This window comes from Streptomyces sp. NBC_00193 (assembly GCF_026342735.1).
GTDB classification, from domain to species: domain Bacteria; phylum Actinomycetota; class Actinomycetes; order Streptomycetales; family Streptomycetaceae; genus Streptomyces; species Streptomyces stoeckheimensis.
The window spans coordinates 2646783-2664057 of sequence record NZ_JAPEMM010000001.1 but is presented as its reverse complement, the minus strand read 5'-3'; the positions used below and the strand labels follow the sequence as shown (position 1 = coordinate 2664057).

At 71.6% G+C, this 17275-nt stretch carries 15 protein-coding genes; 5 read left to right on the top strand and 10 right to left on the bottom strand.

What is annotated here, in order from left to right:
- Window positions 1-253: 253 nt before the first annotated feature.
- From OG898_RS11680 to OG898_RS11650, 7 genes are all read right to left on the bottom strand, one after another.
- Window positions 254-793: a bacterial proteasome activator family protein gene (locus OG898_RS11680; protein WP_112446705.1), complete on the bottom strand. Its 540-nt coding sequence runs from the start codon at window positions 791-793 to the stop codon at window positions 254-256.
- Window positions 794-888: 95 nt separating this feature from the next.
- Window positions 889-3738, bottom strand: coding sequence for an FtsX-like permease family protein (locus tag OG898_RS11675; protein WP_266956647.1), 2850 nt, complete (start codon window positions 3736-3738; stop codon window positions 889-891).
- Window positions 3735-4466 (bottom strand): ABC transporter ATP-binding protein, encoded by a 732-nt coding sequence (locus tag OG898_RS11670; RefSeq protein ID WP_266956645.1) that lies wholly within the window; start codon window positions 4464-4466, stop codon window positions 3735-3737. Before OG898_RS11670 ends, OG898_RS11675 begins: the two co-directional genes overlap by 4 nt.
- A 33-nt stretch (window positions 4467-4499) precedes the next feature.
- The gene (locus OG898_RS11665) at window positions 4500-5204 is read right to left on the bottom strand and encodes a PadR family transcriptional regulator (protein ID WP_250738760.1); all 705 of its coding nucleotides are present in this window, start codon (window positions 5202-5204) and stop codon (window positions 4500-4502) included.
- An 85-nt stretch (window positions 5205-5289) separates the two neighbouring features.
- Window positions 5290-5754, bottom strand: coding sequence for a hypothetical protein (locus tag OG898_RS11660; protein ID WP_250738761.1), 465 nt, complete (start codon window positions 5752-5754; stop codon window positions 5290-5292).
- A gap of 66 nt (window positions 5755-5820) precedes the next feature.
- Entirely contained in the window at window positions 5821-6063 is a 243-nt protein-coding gene (locus tag OG898_RS11655) for a hypothetical protein (RefSeq protein ID WP_266956642.1), read from the bottom strand.
- Between the two features lie 55 nt (window positions 6064-6118).
- A complete protein-coding gene (locus OG898_RS11650) occupies window positions 6119-7795 on the bottom strand; it encodes a protein kinase (protein ID WP_250738763.1) in 1677 nt (558 codons plus the stop codon).
- Between the two features lie 261 nt (window positions 7796-8056).
- Between OG898_RS11650 and OG898_RS11645 the strand changes: the two genes are divergently transcribed.
- Window positions 8057-9637: a protein kinase gene (locus tag OG898_RS11645; RefSeq protein WP_266956640.1), complete on the top strand. Its 1581-nt coding sequence runs from the start codon at window positions 8057-8059 to the stop codon at window positions 9635-9637.
- 93 nt (window positions 9638-9730) lie between these two features.
- Here OG898_RS11645 and OG898_RS11640 read toward each other — a convergent pair whose 3' ends face one another.
- Window positions 9731-10147 carry a pyridoxamine 5'-phosphate oxidase family protein gene (locus OG898_RS11640; RefSeq protein ID WP_250738765.1) on the bottom strand — a complete coding sequence of 139 codons (417 nt, stop codon included), beginning with the start codon at window positions 10145-10147 and terminating at the stop codon, window positions 9731-9733.
- 136 nt (window positions 10148-10283) lie between these two features.
- Entirely contained in the window at window positions 10284-10946 is a 663-nt protein-coding gene (locus OG898_RS11635; protein ID WP_250738766.1) for a response regulator transcription factor, read from the bottom strand.
- A gap of 325 nt (window positions 10947-11271) precedes the next feature.
- Here OG898_RS11635 and pdhA point away from each other — a divergent pair, with 325 nt between their 5' ends.
- From pdhA to OG898_RS11615, 4 genes are all read left to right on the top strand, one after another.
- The gene (gene pdhA, locus OG898_RS11630) at window positions 11272-12474 is read left to right on the top strand and encodes a pyruvate dehydrogenase (acetyl-transferring) E1 component subunit alpha (protein ID WP_250738767.1); all 1203 of its coding nucleotides are present in this window, start codon (window positions 11272-11274) and stop codon (window positions 12472-12474) included.
- Between the two features lie 5 nt (window positions 12475-12479).
- Window positions 12480-13460 carry an alpha-ketoacid dehydrogenase subunit beta gene (locus tag OG898_RS11625; protein WP_250738768.1) on the top strand — a complete coding sequence of 327 codons (981 nt, stop codon included), beginning with the start codon at window positions 12480-12482 and terminating at the stop codon, window positions 13458-13460.
- Window positions 13461-13473: 13 nt separating this feature from the next.
- On the top strand, window positions 13474-14958 hold the full coding sequence (locus tag OG898_RS11620; protein ID WP_250738769.1) for a dihydrolipoamide acetyltransferase family protein: 1485 nt from the start codon (window positions 13474-13476) through the stop codon (window positions 14956-14958).
- Between the two features lie 128 nt (window positions 14959-15086).
- Window positions 15087-16028: a GNAT family N-acetyltransferase gene (locus tag OG898_RS11615; protein WP_250738770.1), complete on the top strand. Its 942-nt coding sequence runs from the start codon at window positions 15087-15089 to the stop codon at window positions 16026-16028.
- 86 nt (window positions 16029-16114) lie between these two features.
- Here the strand turns inward: OG898_RS11615 and OG898_RS11610 are convergent, their stop codons facing one another.
- A complete protein-coding gene (locus OG898_RS11610; protein ID WP_266956634.1) occupies window positions 16115-17104 on the bottom strand; it encodes a LuxR family transcriptional regulator in 990 nt (329 codons plus the stop codon).
- Between the last annotated feature and the right edge of the window lie 171 nt (window positions 17105-17275).

The window sequence follows — 17275 nt, the reverse complement described above, 5'->3', positions numbered from 1 at the left end:
CGTTCCCAGGGCCGGCCCTGACCCGGTCCTCAAGCGCCGGACGGGCTGGGAGGGGGTACCGGGCTGCGCCCGGACCCCCCTGGGGCTCCGCCCCAGACCCCGCGCCTCAAACGCCGGCGAGGCTGGATTCTGCGACCCCGGGCCTCGAACGCCGGACGGCTGGAAAGGCCCGGACGCCGGGCCTCGAACGCCGCGGGCCGGACATGGCTCCGGGGCCGCTGGGAGGCGGCCCCGGAGGGGTGGGCGGGGTGGGTTAGAGGTACGGGCCCGAGCGGACAGCGCCGTGGGGGCCGTCCTCGTCGTCCTCGTGGGAGGAGCCGGGCGGGAGGGCGCGGCGCATCTGTTCCAGCTGGGCCCGCGCCGCCATCTGCTGCGCGAACAGGGCCGTCTGGATGCCGTGGAACAGGCCTTCCAGCCAGCCCACCAACTGGGCCTGGGCGATCCGCAGTTCCGCCTCGGACGGGATCGCCTCCTCCGTGAAGGGAAGGGAGAGCCGCTCCAGTTCCTCCACCAGCTCGGGAGCCAGGCCGTCTTCCAGCTCCTTCACCGACGCCGCGTGAATGTCCTTGAGACGGACCCGGCTGGCCTCGTCCAGAGGTGCGGCGCGTACCTCTTCCAGGAGTTGCTTGATCATGCTGCCGATCCGCATGACCTTGGCGGGCTGTTCGACCATCTCCGTCACCGGGACCTCGCGCGACTCGTCATCGGCGCCGCCGACCGGCATCCCGTCCTGCCCCACGATCAGGCCGTGCGGGGGGCTGTCCTGCGACCGTTCACTCCTCGGCATCTCCATGCCGTCATTCTCTCGCACACCTTCGTATTCACTCGGTGTGCCCCCGCACGGGCGTGATCCACCCTGTGCGGGGGCACCAACTGGCACCGGAATCGTCAGACCTCGCGGCGGGCCAGTGCTCCGCTCGAACGGGTAACCAGGGCCGCCAGCAGGGCCGCGCCCACGGGGACCACGATCAGCAGACCGCCCAGCGTGGTCCACGGCACGGAGATCGGGATGTACGGAATGGCCTCGGAGGCGGCCGAGTAGCCGTTCTCGATGCCGTTCCGGACCAGGTCGGCCGCGGCCCGCCGTTCGGTGAGCCGGAGCCCGACCGCCGGCAGGATCCCGGCCGCCGAGCCGAGGACCACGCCCATCAGGGCGACCACCCCGCACTGGAAGCCGCTGAGCGTGCGCCGCACCCGCGGCGGTGCACCGACGGCGGCCAGGGTCTTCAGGTCGCCCTCGGCGTCCGCCTGGGCCAGGCCGGTGGCGATGCCGGCCGCGCCGATGGTGACCAGGCCCGCGAAGACGGTCAGGACGAGCATGACGAGGCTGTCGTTGCCCTCGTAGCCCTTCTCGATCCGCAGGTTGGTGTCCATGCCCAGCTTGTCGAGGGCCCCTTCGAGCCGCTGGCGCTTCTCGGAGGTCGCGTCGCCGCCGAGGGTGAAGTACGAGCCGAAGGGGACGGAGGCGATCCCGGCGCTCTTCGCGGCGGAGGGCGGCAGCACCAGCTCCACGCCGTAGCCCTTCACCGACTCCGGCAGCTGGTACGCGGCGAAGACCTTGTCCTGGCCGGGTCCCGGCTCATCGGGGGCGGACCCGGGGGCGGGCTCGGCCCGGCCCATGATCAGCCGGACGGTGACCTTGTCCGCGAGCACGTTCTGCTTCTTGAAGGAGACGGCCTTGCCCGCCTTCAAAGCGGCCACCGCGCCCGGATCCTCGACGGCCAGGACGGACAGCAGCTTCTCGTCGGCGACGACCAGGGGGTTTTGGACCCCGAAGCGGCCCTCCTTGCAGCGCCAGTCGTTGCGCAGCTCCTTGCGCTGGGCCAGCGTGAACGAACTCGGGCCGTTCTCGGCCGAGTAGAGCGGGCAGCGCTGCGCCTTCGGGATGATGACCTCGGCCCGCCCGCAGTCCGGGCTGTCGCCGTACGGGGCGCAGCCCGGCTTGCCGACGACGGGACGCTCCACGTCGGCCCGTACGGCCACCGGGAGTTCCTTCGACAGGGTCTCGCGCATCGCGGGCACGTCCCGGTACGCCGTGAACTCGTTGGTCTCGATCAGCCCGGCGCCGAAGGGCAGGCTGGCGACGTACTCGTGCCGCGCCTGGATCTCCTTGCTGTGCTGGTACGTGGCCACGGCGACGGTGCCGGCGACGGCGGCCAGCACGGCGGCCACGGCCGGTGCCGTACGCCCCCGGTTGCGGACGGCGTCGCGCAGCGCGAGACGGGGCGACAGCGGCAGCCACCGGCCGGCCCGGCCGAACAGGCCGACCAGGGTGGGGGTGAGGGCGACGACGCCGAGCTCGGCGAGGGCGCTGCCGCCCGCGACGACGGTGGCGCCCATCTTGGAGACGGAGCCGAACAGGGCGATGGCGGCCCCGCCCGCGATGGCGATCAGGCCGAGGACGGGCAGCACCCGGTTGGCCCGGCGCACGCCGCGGCGGCCGGTGAGGGAGGCCAGCACGGTCTGCCGGGAGGCGTTGACGGCCGGGACGATCGCGGCGAGCAGTCCGGTCAGGACGGCGAGCAGGCCGATGGCGAGGAGTTCCAGCGGGCGGACGTCGAAGTGGCCGAACCGCTGGCCGATGGCCCCTTCCAGTACCGGGCGGAGCCCGACGGTGAGGGCGATGCCGAGGGCGGTGCCGGTGACGGCCGCCGCTGCGCCGATGACGAGGCCGCCGGAGAGCACGATGGCCCGGATGTGCCGCCGGTCACCGCCGTTGGCGCCGACCAGGCCGAGCTGGCGGCGCGAGCGCCGGGCGCCGACCGCGAAGGCGGGTCCGGCCAGCAGGCAGATCTCCAGCATGGCGAGGCCGACGACGGTGGAGACGATGGCGAGCTCGGTGGGTCCGATCATGGAGCCGGGCCGCCACGCGTCCCGGGGCTGCTCCGTGTAGAGCGGGACCTCGGAGTCGGCCGGCGGGTTCAGCAGCACGGCGCGGGACTCGACGAGGAGGCGCTGCTTGGCGTTGGTCTCCTTGACCATGTTCCACGTGAAACCTTCGCCGCCGACCTTCACCAGGTACTCGTCCTGGGGGCTCATTCCCATGCCGCCGGAGGCCTTCAGGTCCCGGTCGAGCGGGGCCAGCAGGGTCCCGGGCGGGGCGAGGAGCTGCGCCGACTTCAGGGCGTCGGGCAGCTCGTAGACGCCGACGATCTTGTACGAGGTCTTCGACTCGCGCGGGGTCACGCTGGAGCCGAGGAAGTACCCGGACTCCTCCAGGAAGGCAGTGGTGGCGAGGATCTCGCCCGCCGCCTGGGGCAGCCGGCCGCGCTCCAGCGTCCACAGGCCCTTGACCAGCGGGCTCGCCGGGTCGACCTCGCGCAGTTCGGTGTCCAGGATCCCGTACCGGGTGCGGACCTTGGCGTAGGAAATGCTGTCCTTGACGGACTGGGATCCGGCCGGGAGCTGGGGCGCGGCGGTGACCTCTTCCCGGCCGCCGGCGCTCGGCTGGTAGTCGTCGTATCCGCCGACGGGGGCGTAGCTCTGCGCGTCGGGGGACTGGTAGATGGGCGTGCCCATGTGGGGGTCGCGCACCTTGGCGTCGGCGGCACCGAGCACCCGTACGAGCCGCTGCTCGGGGGAGAGTTCCGAGCTGCGGATGGTGAGGTCGACGGCGCTCACGCCGACGATCGGCAGGGCGATCATGGCCAGGACGAGGGCACTGCGGCCCTTGGAGCGCCAGGCGTCGCGGCGGGCTATCCGGATCGCTGCGATCCAGGAGTGGTACGAGGAGATCACTGAGCGGCCGCCTGCCCGAAGAGCAGGGAGTCGGCCTGGCTGCGCAGGGTCTCGTCGACGACGCTGCCGTCGCGCAGGAAGACCACGCGGTCGGCCCATGCGGCGAAGCGCGGCTCGTGGGTGACCAGGATGCCGGCCGCTCCGGCGTCGCAGCGCGAGCGCAGCAGGGCGAGTACGGACTCCCCGGTCTCGGAGTCCAGGGCGCCGGTCGGCTCGTCGGCGAGGACCAGGCGGCGGTCGCCGACCAGCGCGCGGGCGATGGCCACGCGCTGCTGCTGGCCGCCGGACATCTCGTCGGGGAAGCGGTCGGCGAGCTGTCCGAGGTTCATCTCCTCCAGGGCCGCGAGCGCGGAGACCCGGGCCTTGCGGGCGGAGACGCCGTCGAGTTCGAGGGGCAGGGAGACGTTCTCGGCGGCGGTGAGCGCCGGGATCAGGTTGTAGTCCTGGAAGACGTATCCGATGCTGCGGCGGCGCAGGGCGGCCAGCTGCTTGCGGCTCGCGGTGGTGATGTCGGTGCCCTCGACGATCACCCGGCCGCGGCTCGGGGTGTCGAGTCCGCCGGCGAGGGTCAGCAGCGTGGACTTGCCGGACCCGGAGGGGCCCATGACGGCGACGAGTTCGCCGGGGTACACGGAGAGGTTGATCCCGCGCAGGGCGTGCACCTCGGTGGCGCCGCTGCCGTGGGTGCGGACGAGCTGGTCCAGTTGCAATACGGGCTGGTCGGGCATGAAGGGTTCCCCCCTGGGACGTGGAGCGGTGGTTCAGACCCGCCGCGTGCGGGCGGTGCGGGAAAGAGACCGGTCGGTGGTCGTGGGCGTGGTCGGGACGGTGGGGGCCTGGGCGGTCCCGGAGGGTTCGGCGGGGCGGTGGCCCGCGTCGTGGCCCTCGGGCGGTTCGGCCTCGGCCGGTGCGAGCTCCCCGCGCGCGGACAGCCGTACGAGCCGGGACTCGCAGTGGTCGAGCCAGCGGGCCTCGGCCTCGGTCTGGAAGATCAGCTGCTCCAGGACCAGCAGCCAGGCGATGTCGTCGCGCTCGCCGGAGCGCCCGCTCTCGATGGCGGCGAGCGCCTGGGCCTTGAGCCGGGTGTAGTCCTGCATGGCCTGGACGGTGGCGTGCCGCTGGGCCTGGATGACCGCGCGGATGTCCACGCCGGGTGCGCCGACGGCCATGGCGAGCTTGATGGCGAGCTCGTCCCGGGGCGGGTTGGCCCGGTCGACGGGACGCTCGTACCAGGCGTGCAGTTCGTGGCGGCCGGTCTCGGTGATGGCGTACAGGGTGTGTCCGGCGGTGTCCGCGCCGCCGGGCTCGACGAGGCCGTCGCGCTCCAGACGGGCGAGCGTGGTGTACACCTGCCCGACGTTGAGCGGCCAGGTGGAACCGGTGCGGGACTCGAATTCGGTGCGGAGCTGAGACCCGTACCTGGGGCCTCGTTCCAGCAGGGCGAGAAGGCCGTGGCGGATCGACATACTCAGTATGTATACCGAGTATGTACCTCACCGCAACCATCCTGGGGCCTACGTCCCAAGGGGGACCCGGGGGTCGGGGCGGGGGCTACATGCCCCGGCGCAGCCGCATTCCCATGAACCCGAGACCCAGTCCCATCAGGGCGAATCCCGTTCCGAGCGGCAGTATGTGCGCGGCCAGATCGGCGGCCCGCTCGTTCGGCTCGGTGCCGAACGAGCCGACCATCTGGTTCGCCGGAGGGGCGGCGGGGATCGCGGGAACCGGCAGGACCGGCTCGGTGCGCGGGTGGGCCGGGACGGGGCGCGCGGCGAGCACGGTCTCGGGATTGGCGGGCTCGCCCACCGGCCGCCCGGGCCGTTCCCGCCCGGCCCCGGCGGAGCTCCCGGCGAGGTCCTCGAAGGCCCGGTCCGCCACGTCGGCCGCGGGCGCGGGGTCGTTGGACGACACGGCGACGGGGGTGAAGGCCGCGGCCTGCGCAGGCGCCGTGACCAGCAGCGCGGCGGTTGCCATCGCTGCCCCGGCGGTCCAGCGCAGCGCGCGGGCGTAGGTCACGGACTCAGATTTACATAACCGGACAAAACCGGCATCCCGTACAGGCCGTTAGGGATGCCGGGTCATTCAGAAGGTCGGGTTCTTCACGGAAGCGGAACCGCACAGGCGCCGGTAGCCGGCGTCGTCGAACGCCGCGGCCTCCACGCCGACCCGGTCGATCCCGCGCTTGTCCTGGAGGGTGGTCTCCCAGGTCTGGCTCTTCCCGGCCCCGCGCTTGTTGAGGCGCCAGGGCCAGTCGTGCGAGCCGCCGCGGTGGTCCAGCGTGTAGAGCCGGATCCCCGCGACGCGGGCGTCGTCCGAGGTGTCCACGGATCAGAACCGGAGCCCGGCGGGCCAACTCGCTTCACCCGTCCGGGGCGTGCTCCTACTCCGGGTCGCCGGTCGAGATCCACAGGGTGAAGGTGGTGTTCTTCGGGTCGATCTCGTCGTTGCCCGCCGGCTGCTGCTCCACGATGGTCCCCTCGCCGTAGACCGCCTCGTCCTTCGGCTTCGGGGTGTACTTCCAGCCGGCGGCCCGGATGCAGGCCTTCACCGAGACCTCGTTCATGTACCGGAAGTCCGGCGCCACCACCTTGGCGGGGTCGTTGCCCTTCCGGGCCTCCTTGCACTTGGCCTCGTCGATCGTCCGCGTGAGGTCCGGCCCCTTGTGCCCGGTCTTCGCCGGACCGGACGCCGAAGTGGAGGAGCCCGGGGTGTCCGGCCCGGCCTTGTCCTTGTCGCCGTCACCGCCCATGTTCAGCACGGCGATCAGCCCGCCGATGGCCACCAGCGCCACCACGACGGCTCCGATCACGACCGGGTTCTTCTTCTTGCCGGCCCCGCCCGCGGCCGGGCCGTGGCTGCTCTGCCCGCCCTGCGGCGAGATCGTGTACGGCGGCGGGGTCGCGGCCGAGTACGGCGCCGGGGTCGGGGCCTGCTGGTGCTGCTGCGGGTACCCGTACGCCCCGGACTGCGGCGCCGGAGGCGGCGTCGGCGCGTACGCGGACGGCATCGGGGTGTGCGGCGCCTGGTACGGCTGCTGCACCGAGTGCGGCGGCGCCTGCAGGGCGGAGTCCACCGGAGGGAACACGGCCGAGCCGAGGCCCGCACCGCTGTTCGTCGGGTGCGAGCCCGGGACGATGGCCGGGGCTCCGGTGTGCCCGGCGCCCGCCACCCGCGCGACCTCGTCGAGCATGGCGGCGGCCGTGGGGAAACGCTCGTTCGGGTTCTTCTTCAGGGCCCGCGCCACCAGCGCGTCCATCGCCGGGGTGACCGAGCGGTTGATGGAGGAGGGCGCGACCGGCTCCTCCTGCACGTGCGCGTACGCCATGCCCAGGGCCGAGTCGGCGACGAAGGGGACGCGCCCGGTCAACAGCTCGAAGAGCATGATGCCCACCGAGTACAGGTCGGAGCGGGCGTCCACGGCCCGCCCGAGCGCCTGCTCGGGGGAGAGGTACTGCGGGGTGCCGACGACCATGCCGGTCTGCGTCATCGAGGTGACCCCCGACTGCATGGCGCGCGCGATGCCGAAGTCCATGACCTTGACCACTCCGCGCCGCGTCATCATGACGTTGCCCGGCTTGATGTCGCGGTGGACCAGCCCCATTTCGTGGCTGCTCTCCAGAGCCGCCAGGACATCGGCCGTCACCTTCAGCGCCTTGTCGGCCGGCATGGCCCCGTACTGCCTGATGTCGCCGTCCAGGACGGAGCCGAGCGGCTGCCCCTCGACGTACTCCATGACGATGTACGGCATGACCGCGCCGTCGGCGACCGAGGGGTCGGCGAAGGAGACGACGCCCTCACCGGTGTCGAAGACCGAGACGATATTGGTGTGCGACAGTTTCGCTACAGCCTGGGCCTCGCGGCGGAAGCGTTCGCGGAAGGACTGTTCGCGTCCGAGCTCGCTGTGCAGGGTCTTGATGGCGACCTGCCGGTCGAGCGCGGAATCGTAGGCGAGGTAGACGGAGGCCATGCCTCCTTCGCCGAGCAAGTCCCTCAGCTGGTAACGGCCACCGGCCAAAGAGCCGCCCGCGTACTGGCCCTGAGTGCCGTCCTGGCTCATGACTGTTGCTTCCCCTCGGGATTGTCCCTACGCCTCTGGCTGAGCGCATGTCGGCCTCAGTCTGCCGGAGGGCAAGCACACGTCAAGCCAGGTTCCCGTTCCGTGACCACAAGGCCACAGGGGGTCCACAGGCGGCGCGCGTCGCCGCGTGCGGACCTCCTTGTCCGAACGGTGACCGGTTCTGAGGCTGTAGCGTTCGTCGGAGCACACGATGAGGACCTACCGCTGAGCGGCGGCCGAGACAGACGACGGTGAGGACTGATGGCACCCGAACCCGAGGGAAGCGGCGCCGGGATGGCAGAGGGTCCTGAGCACTGGGGCGCGGGCGGCCTGGTGGGTGACGGCCGTTACCGGCTGACCCACCGTCTGGGCCGGGGCGGCATGGCCGAGGTCTTCGCCGCGGAGGACGTCCGGCTGGGCCGGACCGTCGCCGTCAAGCTGCTGCGCCCCGACCTGGCCGAGGACCCGGTGTCCAAGGCCCGCTTCACGCGCGAGGCGCAGTCGGTCGCCGGCCTCAACCACCATGCCGTGGTCGCCGTGTACGACTCGGGCGAGGACCGGGTCGGCCCGAACGTCGTCCCCTACATCGTCATGGAACTGGTCGAGGGCCGCACCATCCGCGACCTGCTGATCAGCGCCGAGGCCCCGGGCCCCGACCAGGCGCTGATCATCACCTCCGGCGTGCTCGAAGCGCTCGCGTACTCGCACCAGCACGGCATCGTGCACCGTGACATCAAGCCCGCCAACGTGATCATCACGGACACCGGCGCGGTCAAGGTGATGGACTTCGGCATCGCGCGCGCCCTGCACGGCGCGCAGTCGACGATGACCCAGACCGGCATGGTCATGGGCACGCCGCAGTACCTCTCGCCCGAACAGGCCCTCGGCAAGGCCGTGGACCACCGCTCCGACCTGTACGCGACGGGCTGCCTGCTCTACGAACTCCTCTCGCTGCGTCCGCCGTTCACCGGGGAGACCCCGCTGTCGGTGGTCTACCAGCACGTGCAGGACGCGCCGATCCCGCCCTCGCAGCTGCCGGAGGGCGGCAACATCCCGCAGGAGCTCGACGGGCTCGTCATGCGCTCCCTCGCCAAGGACCCGGACGACCGGTTCCAGAGCGCCGAGGAGATGCGCGGGCTGGTCCAGTACGCCCTGCAGATGCTGCACGACCAGGGAGCCAACACCGGCACCTGGAACACCGGCCCGGTCACCATGGCGCTGCCGCACGGGCGCGGCCCGGCGCAGACCACCGCAATGGCGACGCCCGGCCAGGGGCAGCCGCAGTACGGCTCGCACTCCAACACCTCGCAGTTCCAGCAGCCGATGGTGCCGCCGCTGAACCCGGACGACGGCTCCGCCTACCCCGGCGGGGGCGGCAACGGCCACGGCCAGGGCGGGAACGGCGGCTACGACGGGTACGACGACCGCTCCGGCGGCGGCAAGTGGAAGCTGTGGCTGTTCGCGGTCCTCGCCGTCCTCGCGGTCGCGGGCGGCGTGGCGTACGCGGTCGACAACTTCGGCGGCAAGAAGGAGGGCGGCACGGGCCCGACCCCGCCGGCGAGCTCCGTGTCCTCCTCGGGCGGTGCGTCGCCCGAGAGCCCGGCGCCGGAGACCTCGTCGTCCAAGTCGGCGCCGGAGAGCTCGTACTCCTACTCGCCGCCCACGACCCGCAGCAAGTCGCCGTCGCCGAGCTACTCGTACTCGCCGTCGCCGTCGGCCACGCCGACCCCCTCGCCGTCGCCCACTCCGACCCCGTCGCCCTCGCCGAGCACGTCGAAGTCGACGTCGCCGAGCCCGTCGAAGACGCCCGAGGGTAACGGCATCGGGGACGACGGAGAGTAGCCCCGCACCATGTCGAACGGCCCGGCGGCCCGTCTCGTCGAGACGGGCCGCCGGGCCGTTTCCGTACGGGACCAAAGTCCCGGAGCGGAGGGTTCAGAGCGCGTGCTGGTACTGCCGGTCGAGGTTGCCCGCGAGGGTGTGGACGGTGACGAGGTGCGGCTCGATCCGCATGTAGACGGGGTCGAAGACCGCGCCGTCCACGAAGTGCGGACCGGGTCCGAACAGTTCCAGTTCGGCGGTGGTGGGTTCGATGAGGTTCGCGGTGCCGGTGAACTGCACCGACCACAGGTGTGACTCGCCGGAATTGAAGTTGTCGGCTCCGTAGGCGACCACGCTGCCGTTGCAGGCCTGGTGGTAGCCGAAACCGGAATGCATTCTCAGGATGACCTTGCCGTTCACCACGATGTGGCGCGCGACGGCGAGGAAGGGCAGCGCGCGCATGCTGGTGGCGGCTCGGCCGTACGGCACGCGGCGCAGCAGTTCGATGGCGTGGAGTTCCTCTGGGGACATGTCATCCACTGTCGGGTACCGACACCGTGTGGGAAAAGAGGAGCCCGCCCCGCACATCAGGGACGTTGGTCCCGAATTAAACAGTGCGCCCCGTGGAATCGTGCCACCACGGGGCGTCACACTGCGTAACGGAATTCTAGTTCCGCTTCTCGGCCTGCAGGCGGGCCACGTACGCGGCGGCCTGGGACCGGCGCTCCATGCCGAGCTTCGACAGCAGGCTGGAGACGTAGTTCTTGATCGTCTTCTCGGCCAGGTGCAGCCGCTCGCCGATCACGCGGTTCGTCAGGCCCTCGCCGATCAGGTCGAGGATCTTGCGCTCCTGCTCGGTGAGGTTGGAGAGCCGGTCGTCGCCCTTGCCGTTCTTGCCGTCGCGCAGCCGCTCCAGCACCCGGGCCGTGGCGACGGGGTCCAGCAGGGACTTGCCGGCCGCCACGTCACGCACCGCGTTGAGCAGCTCGTTTCCGCGGATCGCCTTGAGCACGTAGCCCGAGGCACCGGCCATGATCGCGTCGAACAGCGCCTCGTCGTCGGCGAACGAGGTCAGCATCAGGCACTTGATGTCCTCGTTCTGGGAGCGCACCTCGCGGCACACCTCCACACCGCTGCCGTCCGGGAGGCGGACGTCGAGAACGGCCACGTCGGGGCGGGTGGCGGGGATCCGGACCAGTGCGTCGGCGGCCGTACCGGCCTCACCCACGACCTCGATGTCCGATTCCATCGACAGCAGCTCGTGAACACCCCGACGTACCACTTCGTGGTCGTCCAGGAGGAATACCTTGATTTTTCCGTTTTCGCGCACGAACTCAGTTTCACACACTCACCCCTTCCCTGCCGGTGACGAGCGGGATAACGTGCCGTTGTTCCGGCCCCCTGCAAGGCTGTGACCAGTGGTTGTTCCCGGTTCCGCCGATTTACTTGGAAATCCAAGCAAAATCGCAGGTCAAACGGGGTTTCGCAGTTATGCGACGCACTGGGTAACGTGCATTGCGCAGGGCACTCGCCGGGGCACCTGTCACGCCTGAATCCCAGACCCGAAGCGCACCCACCCCGTGCGCGGGCAGAGATACAGGTGAGCCGCACTGGACCCCGGAGAACCCGGGTGCCGGACCGACGGAGGAGCAATCGTGACCGTGGAGAGCACTGCCGCGCGCAAGCCGCGCCGCAGCGGCACCAAGCGGCCGGCCGCGGCAAACGCCGCCAAGCCCGCCGCTGCCACCGCGAAGACGCATGACGCGGAGCCTCAGCTCGTACAACTGCTGACGCCCGAGGGGGTGCGCGTCGACGTCGCGGAGAATCCCGACGTCGCGGAATTCGCGCCCTTCGTCGCCGACATCACCACCGATGACCTGCGCGGTTTCTACCGCGACATGGTCATGACCCGCCGCTTCGACGGCGAGGCGACCGCCCTCCAGCGCCAGGGCGAGCTGGGCCTGTGGGCCTCGCTGCTCGGCCAGGAGGCCGCCCAGATCGGCTCCGGCCGGGCCCTGCGCGACGACGACTACGTCTTCCCGACGTACCGCGAGCACGGCGTGGCCTGGTGCCGCGGGGTCGACCCGACCAACCTGCTCGGCATGTTCCGCGGTGTGAACCACGGGGGCTGGGACCCGACCACCAACAACTTCCACCTGTACACGATCGTCATCGGCTCCCAGACGCTGCACGCGACCGGGTACGCGATGGGCGTGGCCAAGGACGGGGCCGACTCGGCCGTCATCGCCTACTTCGGCGACGGCGCGTCCAGCCAGGGCGACGTCATGGAGGCCTTCAACTTCTCCGCCGTCTACAACTCGCCCGTGGTGTTCTTCTGCCAGAACAACCAGTGGGCGATCTCCGAGCCCACCGAGCGCCAGATGCGCGTGCCGCTCTACCAGCGCGCGCAGGGCTTCGGCTTCCCGGGCGTCCGGGTGGACGGCAACGACGTACTGGCCTGCCTCGCGGTGACCCGCTGGGCACTGGAGCGGGCCCGCCGGGGAGAGGGACCCACCCTGGTGGAGGCCTTCACGTACCGGATGGGTGCGCACACCACCTCCGACGACCCGACGAAGTACCGGCGCGACGAGGAGACGGCGGCCTGGGAGGCCAAGGACCCGATCCTGCGCCTGAAGGCCCACCTGCTGGCCACCGGAGGCGCCGACGAGGCGTACTTCGAGCAGCTGGAGGTCGAGAGCGAGGCGCTGGGCAAGCGGGTGCGCGAGGTCGTGCGCACGATGCCCGACCCCGACACGATGGCGATCTTCGAGAACGTCTACGCGGACGGGCACGCGCTCGTCGACGAGGAGCGCGCGCAGTTCGCCGCCTACCTCGCGTCCTTCGAAGGCGGGGAGTGACCGTCATGGCCGTACAGAAGCTCACCATCGCCAAGGCGCTCAACGACTCCTTGCGCAAGGCCATGGAAGAGGACCCCAAGGTCCTGATCATGGGCGAGGACGTCGGCAAGCTCGGCGGCGTCTTCCGCATCACCGACGGACTCCAGAAGGACTTCGGCGAGGAGCGGGTCATCGACACCCCGCTCGCCGAGTCGGGCATCGTCGGCACCGCCATCGGCCTGGCCCTGCGCGGGTACCGGCCCGTCGTGGAGATCCAGTTCGACGGGTTCGTCTTCCCCGCGTACGACCAGATCGTCACGCAGCTCGCCAAGATGCACGCGCGCTCGCTCGGCACCATCAAGATGCCGGTCGTCATCCGCATCCCCTACGCGGGCGGCATCGGCGCGGTCGAGCACCACTCGGAGTCCCCGGAGACGCTGTTCGCGCACGTCCCGGGCCTGAAGGTGGTCTCGCCGTCCAACGCGAGCGACGCCTACTGGATGCTCCAGCAGGCCATCCTCAGCGACGACCCGGTCATCTTCTTCGAGCCGAAGCGCCGCTACTGGGACAAGGGCGAGGTCGACGTCGAGGCCATCCCCGACGCGCTGCACGGCTCCCGGGTGGCCCGTACGGGCACCGACGTCACCCTGGCGGCCTACGGGCCCATGGTGAAGGTCTGCCTGCAGGCGGCCGAGGCCGCTGCCGAGGAGGGCAAGTCGGTGGAGGTCGTCGACCTGCGCTCGATGTCCCCGGTCGACTTCGACGGGATCCAGGCGTCGGTGGAGAAGACCCGCCGGCTCGTGGTGGTCCACGAGGCGCCGGTGTTCCTCGGTATGGGTTCGGAGATCGCCGCTCGCATCACGGAGCGGTGCTTCTACCACCTGGAGGCGCCCGTGCTGCGCGTGGGCGGCTACCACGCCCCGTACCCGCCGGCCCGCCTGGAGGACGAGTACCTGCCGGGCCTGGACAGGGTGCTCGACGCAGTCGACCGCTCGCTGGCGTACTGAGGAGAGCCCTGCGATGACGATCCGCGAATTCAAGATGCCCGATGTGGGCGAGGGCCTCACCGAGGCCGAGATCCTCAAGTGGTACGTCCAGCCGGGTGACACCGTCACCGACGGCCAGGTCGTCTGCGAGGTGGAGACGGCGAAGGCGGCCGTCGAGCTGCCGATCCCCTTCGACGGGGTCGTGCACGCGCTCCTCTTCGAGGAGGGCGTCACGGTCGACGTCGGCCAGGTGATCATCTCCGTGCGGACGGGCCCGGCGGACGAGGCTCCGGCCGAGGCCGCAGCCGCGGCCCCTGCCGCTGCCGCACCGGCCGCACCGGCCGCCGCCGCGGCGGAGCCCGAGGCCCCCGCGGCCCGGCAGCCCGTCCTGGTCGGCTACGGCGTGTCCACCGCCTCTACGAAGCGCCGCCCGCGCAAGGCTCCGCAGCCCGCGGTCGCCGCGCAGAACGGCACGGGCGTGGCCCACGCCGCGGCCGCTCCGGCGGCTCCGGCCCCCGCGGCTCCGGCGGCCCCGGCCACCCCTGCGGTGGTCCCCGCCCAGGGCGGCGCGGGCAAGGCACTGGCGAAGCCGCCGGTGCGCAAGCTCGCCAAGGACCTCGGCATCGACCTGGCCGCGGTGGTCCCCACCGGCGACGGCGGGGTCGTGACCCGCGAGGACGTCCACGCGGCGGCCGCGGCGGCCATCACCCCGCAGACCGTGGCTCCGGCCGTCCCGGTGTCCCCGGCGGTCCCGGCGGCGGCCCAGGCGGCCCCGGCGGCCCCCGTGCAGGTCGTCCCGGCCGAGGTGTCCGGGTCCGCCCGCGAGACCCGCATCCCGGTCAAGGGCGTCCGCAAGGTCACCGCCCAGGCCATGGTCGGCTCCGCCTTCACCGCGCCGCACGTCACCGAGTTCATCACCTTCGACGTGACCCGCACGATGAAGCTGGTCCAGGAGCTCAAGGACGACCCGGACCTCGCCGGTCTGCGGATCAACCCGCTGCTGCTGATCGCCAAGGCCGTCCTCGTGGCCATCCGCCGCAATCCCGACGTCAACGCGTCCTGGGACGAAGCGGCCCAGGAGATCGTGCTCAAGCACTACGTCAACCTGGGCATCGCGGCGGCCACCCCCCGCGGGCTGATCGTCCCGAACATCAAGGACGCGCACGCCAAGACGCTCGGCGAGCTGTCGCAGGCCCTGTCCGGGCTGGTCGCCACGGCCCGCGAGGGCAAGACCTCCCCGGCCGACATGCAGCAGGGCACCATCACCATCACCAACGTCGGCGTCTTCGGCGTCGACACCGGTACGCCCATCCTGAACCCCGGCGAGTCCGCGATCCTCGCGGTCGGCGCGATCAAGCTCCAGCCGTGGGTCCACAAGGGCAAGGTCAAGGCGCGCCACGTCACCACCCTGGCGCTGTCCTTCGACCACCGCCTCATCGACGGCGAACTGGGCTCCCGCTTCCTCGCGGACATCGCCGCCGTCCTGGAGCACCCCCGCCGTCTGATCACCTGGTCCTGACGGCCCGGCGTTCCGGCCTCCGGGTATCCCACCCGGAGGCCGGAATTTCGCATGAAACCGCTCGCGGACCGCCTCTGACGTGCAGAAACCCCTTGGGGATCGCCTCCGCCGAGTGTGATCATCGGCCCATGCACTTCCGCGCTGCCACAGCAGACCCCACCGACCTGGACCGAGCCCTCGCCTACCCGGCCGACGGCCCCGTCCCCGCCCTCACCCCCGAGAAGATCCGCGAGGAGCTCGCCGCGGGCCGGATGCGTCCCGAGTGGACCTGGTTCGCCGAGGACGAGAACGGCGAGGTCCTGGCCCGCGCCCTGTGGTGGGGCCGCGCCGACAGCGAGCGCCCGGCCGTCCTGGACTGCCTCCAGGTCCGTGCCGGCGTGGCCGACCCGGCCGCCGTCGCCGCCGGACTGCTCGCCGCCGGGCACGAGGCCTTCGGCAAGCTCCCCGACTACAACATCTCCCTGCCGCGGGACTGGCGCACGTCCCCCGACGGCCTGGCCGACGCGGTCGCCTGGCGGCAGAAGGCGGCTGCCGAAGCCGGCCTGGTCCGCGAGATCGAGCGGCTCCGCTTCGAGTGGACCCCGGCCGCCGGCACCGCGGAGCCCACCGGCCGGCTGGTCTTCCGCGAAGGCACCGACGAGGAGTTCCTCGACGCCTTCGTCCGCCTCTCGCAGGGCAGCCTGGACGTGCACACGCAGGGCGAGCTCCGCACGATGGACGCCGAGGCGCTGGCGCGCGACGACATCGAGTTCTACACCGACTGCCCCGGCGAGCGCTCCTGGTGGCGCCTGGCGTACCTCCCGGACGGCACCCTCGCCGGTATGGCGATCCCCTCCGCGACCCCGTACCACCGCAACGTCGGCTACCTCGGCGTCGTCCCCGAGCAGCGCGGCAAGGGCCTGATCGACGAGATCCTCGCCGAGATCACCCGCTTCCACGCGGGCGAGGCCGCCGACCGCATCACCGCCACCACGGACACCGTGAACGCCCCGATGGCCGCCGCCTTCACCCGCGCCGGTTACGAGGTCACCGAGATCCGGCTGGTCCTGGAGGCGGCCCAGGGGGCCTGACCGTCCGCCCCGGCGCCCGGCCGTTCGTCCGGCACCGGTGGCCTTACGGCGCCTGCGGCCTTACGGCGCCTGCGGCCCTACGGCTGCTACTCCGTCAGCCAGCCGCGCTGCACGCACCGGACGCCGGCCTCGAACCGGCTGCGCGCGCCGAGGCGTTCCATCAGGTCGGCCGCGATGCGGCGTGCGGTGCGCTGGGAGACGCCGAGGCGCTTGGCGATGGACTCGTCGGTGTGGCCCTGGGCCAGGAGGGCGATGATGGTGGATTCCTGGGGGTTCAGCCCGTCGCTGCTCGTCGGTGCGGCCCCGCCGAGCGGCTGAGCGCCGGCCCAGATGCTCTCGAAGAGGGCGCAGAGCGCGGTCAAGGTCCCCTGCCCCGTGAGCAGGACCGCTCCGGCGGCGGTGTCGTCGCTGCTGACGGGGATGACCGCGGTGGCGCGGTCGGTGATGATCATCCGGGTGGGCAGGACGGGAACGGTGCGTATCTGTCCGCCCATCCCGGCCATCCAGTTCGCGTACTCGACGGTGGGCTGGTCGTTGCGGACGCTGTCCAGGTAGACGGTCCGCATCCGCACCCCACGGCCCAGCAACTGCTCGTCCAGCGGCCGTGAGGCGTCCATCTGTGCCGCGGGCTGTGCGCCGCCCGGCGCGAACGACATGACCTCGGTGGTGACGTCCCGGGTCAGCCGGGTGAGGCAGTCGCGGATCTCGTCGATGCCGATGAGCTGTTCGACCCCGGGGCTGGAGGTGGCCGGGCGCAGGTCGGCGTATTCGGCGATGAGCTGGGCGGCGACGGCGCGCGAGGCCTCCAGGCGCTGCTGCTGCGCCATGAGCTCCTGCTGCTGGCGGGCCATCAGGATTTCCATGCCGATGTCCGGGGAGACCGCCCGCATCCGCCCCTCGTGCTCGGCCGAGGGCCGCACCAGCGCCAGCTCGCTGAGCACGTCGAGGGCGTCCAGGACCTCCTGCCGGGGCACACCCACCCGCGCGACGAGCTCGGCGACACCGCCCCGCGGGTCGGCGAGCATGGTGCGGTACACGGATTCCGCGACGGAGTCGAGTCCTAGTGCGGTCAGCACGATGCAGCCCCCTCGAAACAGGACCCCCCCCGGGGTCTCCTGCGATCATGCCACGCCCCACTGACAGGCGTGTAGGGCCTTTCGTCGCCGCCCGATCCGTGGACGTTTGCGGCCACGGCCCCAAGTGTCCATCTCTGTACCGTGGACCGGGCGTTCGGGCTTTGGAATCGT

What these genes read in the sequence shown, in the direction of transcription:
- OG898_RS11625 (WP_250738768.1), top strand. Translation starts at nt 12,480, where the DNA reads ATGGCCGTACAGAAGCTCACCATCGCCAAGGCGCTCAACGACTCCTTG.
- OG898_RS11640 (WP_250738765.1), bottom strand. Translation starts at nt 10,147, where the DNA reads ATGTCCCCAGAGGAACTCCACGCCATCGAACTGCTGCGCCGCGTGCCG.
- OG898_RS11665 (WP_250738760.1), bottom strand. Translation starts at nt 5,204, where the DNA reads ATGTCGATCCGCCACGGCCTTCTCGCCCTGCTGGAACGAGGCCCCAGG.
- OG898_RS11620 (WP_250738769.1), top strand. Translation starts at nt 13,474, where the DNA reads ATGACGATCCGCGAATTCAAGATGCCCGATGTGGGCGAGGGCCTCACC.
- OG898_RS11645 (WP_266956640.1), top strand. Translation starts at nt 8,057, where the DNA reads ATGGCACCCGAACCCGAGGGAAGCGGCGCCGGGATGGCAGAGGGTCCT.
- OG898_RS11650 (WP_250738763.1), bottom strand. Translation starts at nt 7,795, where the DNA reads ATGAGCCAGGACGGCACTCAGGGCCAGTACGCGGGCGGCTCTTTGGCC.
- OG898_RS11615 (WP_250738770.1), top strand. Translation starts at nt 15,087, where the DNA reads ATGCACTTCCGCGCTGCCACAGCAGACCCCACCGACCTGGACCGAGCC.
- OG898_RS11670 (WP_266956645.1), bottom strand. Translation starts at nt 4,466, where the DNA reads ATGCCCGACCAGCCCGTATTGCAACTGGACCAGCTCGTCCGCACCCAC.
- OG898_RS11680 (WP_112446705.1), bottom strand. Translation starts at nt 793, where the DNA reads ATGGAGATGCCGAGGAGTGAACGGTCGCAGGACAGCCCCCCGCACGGC.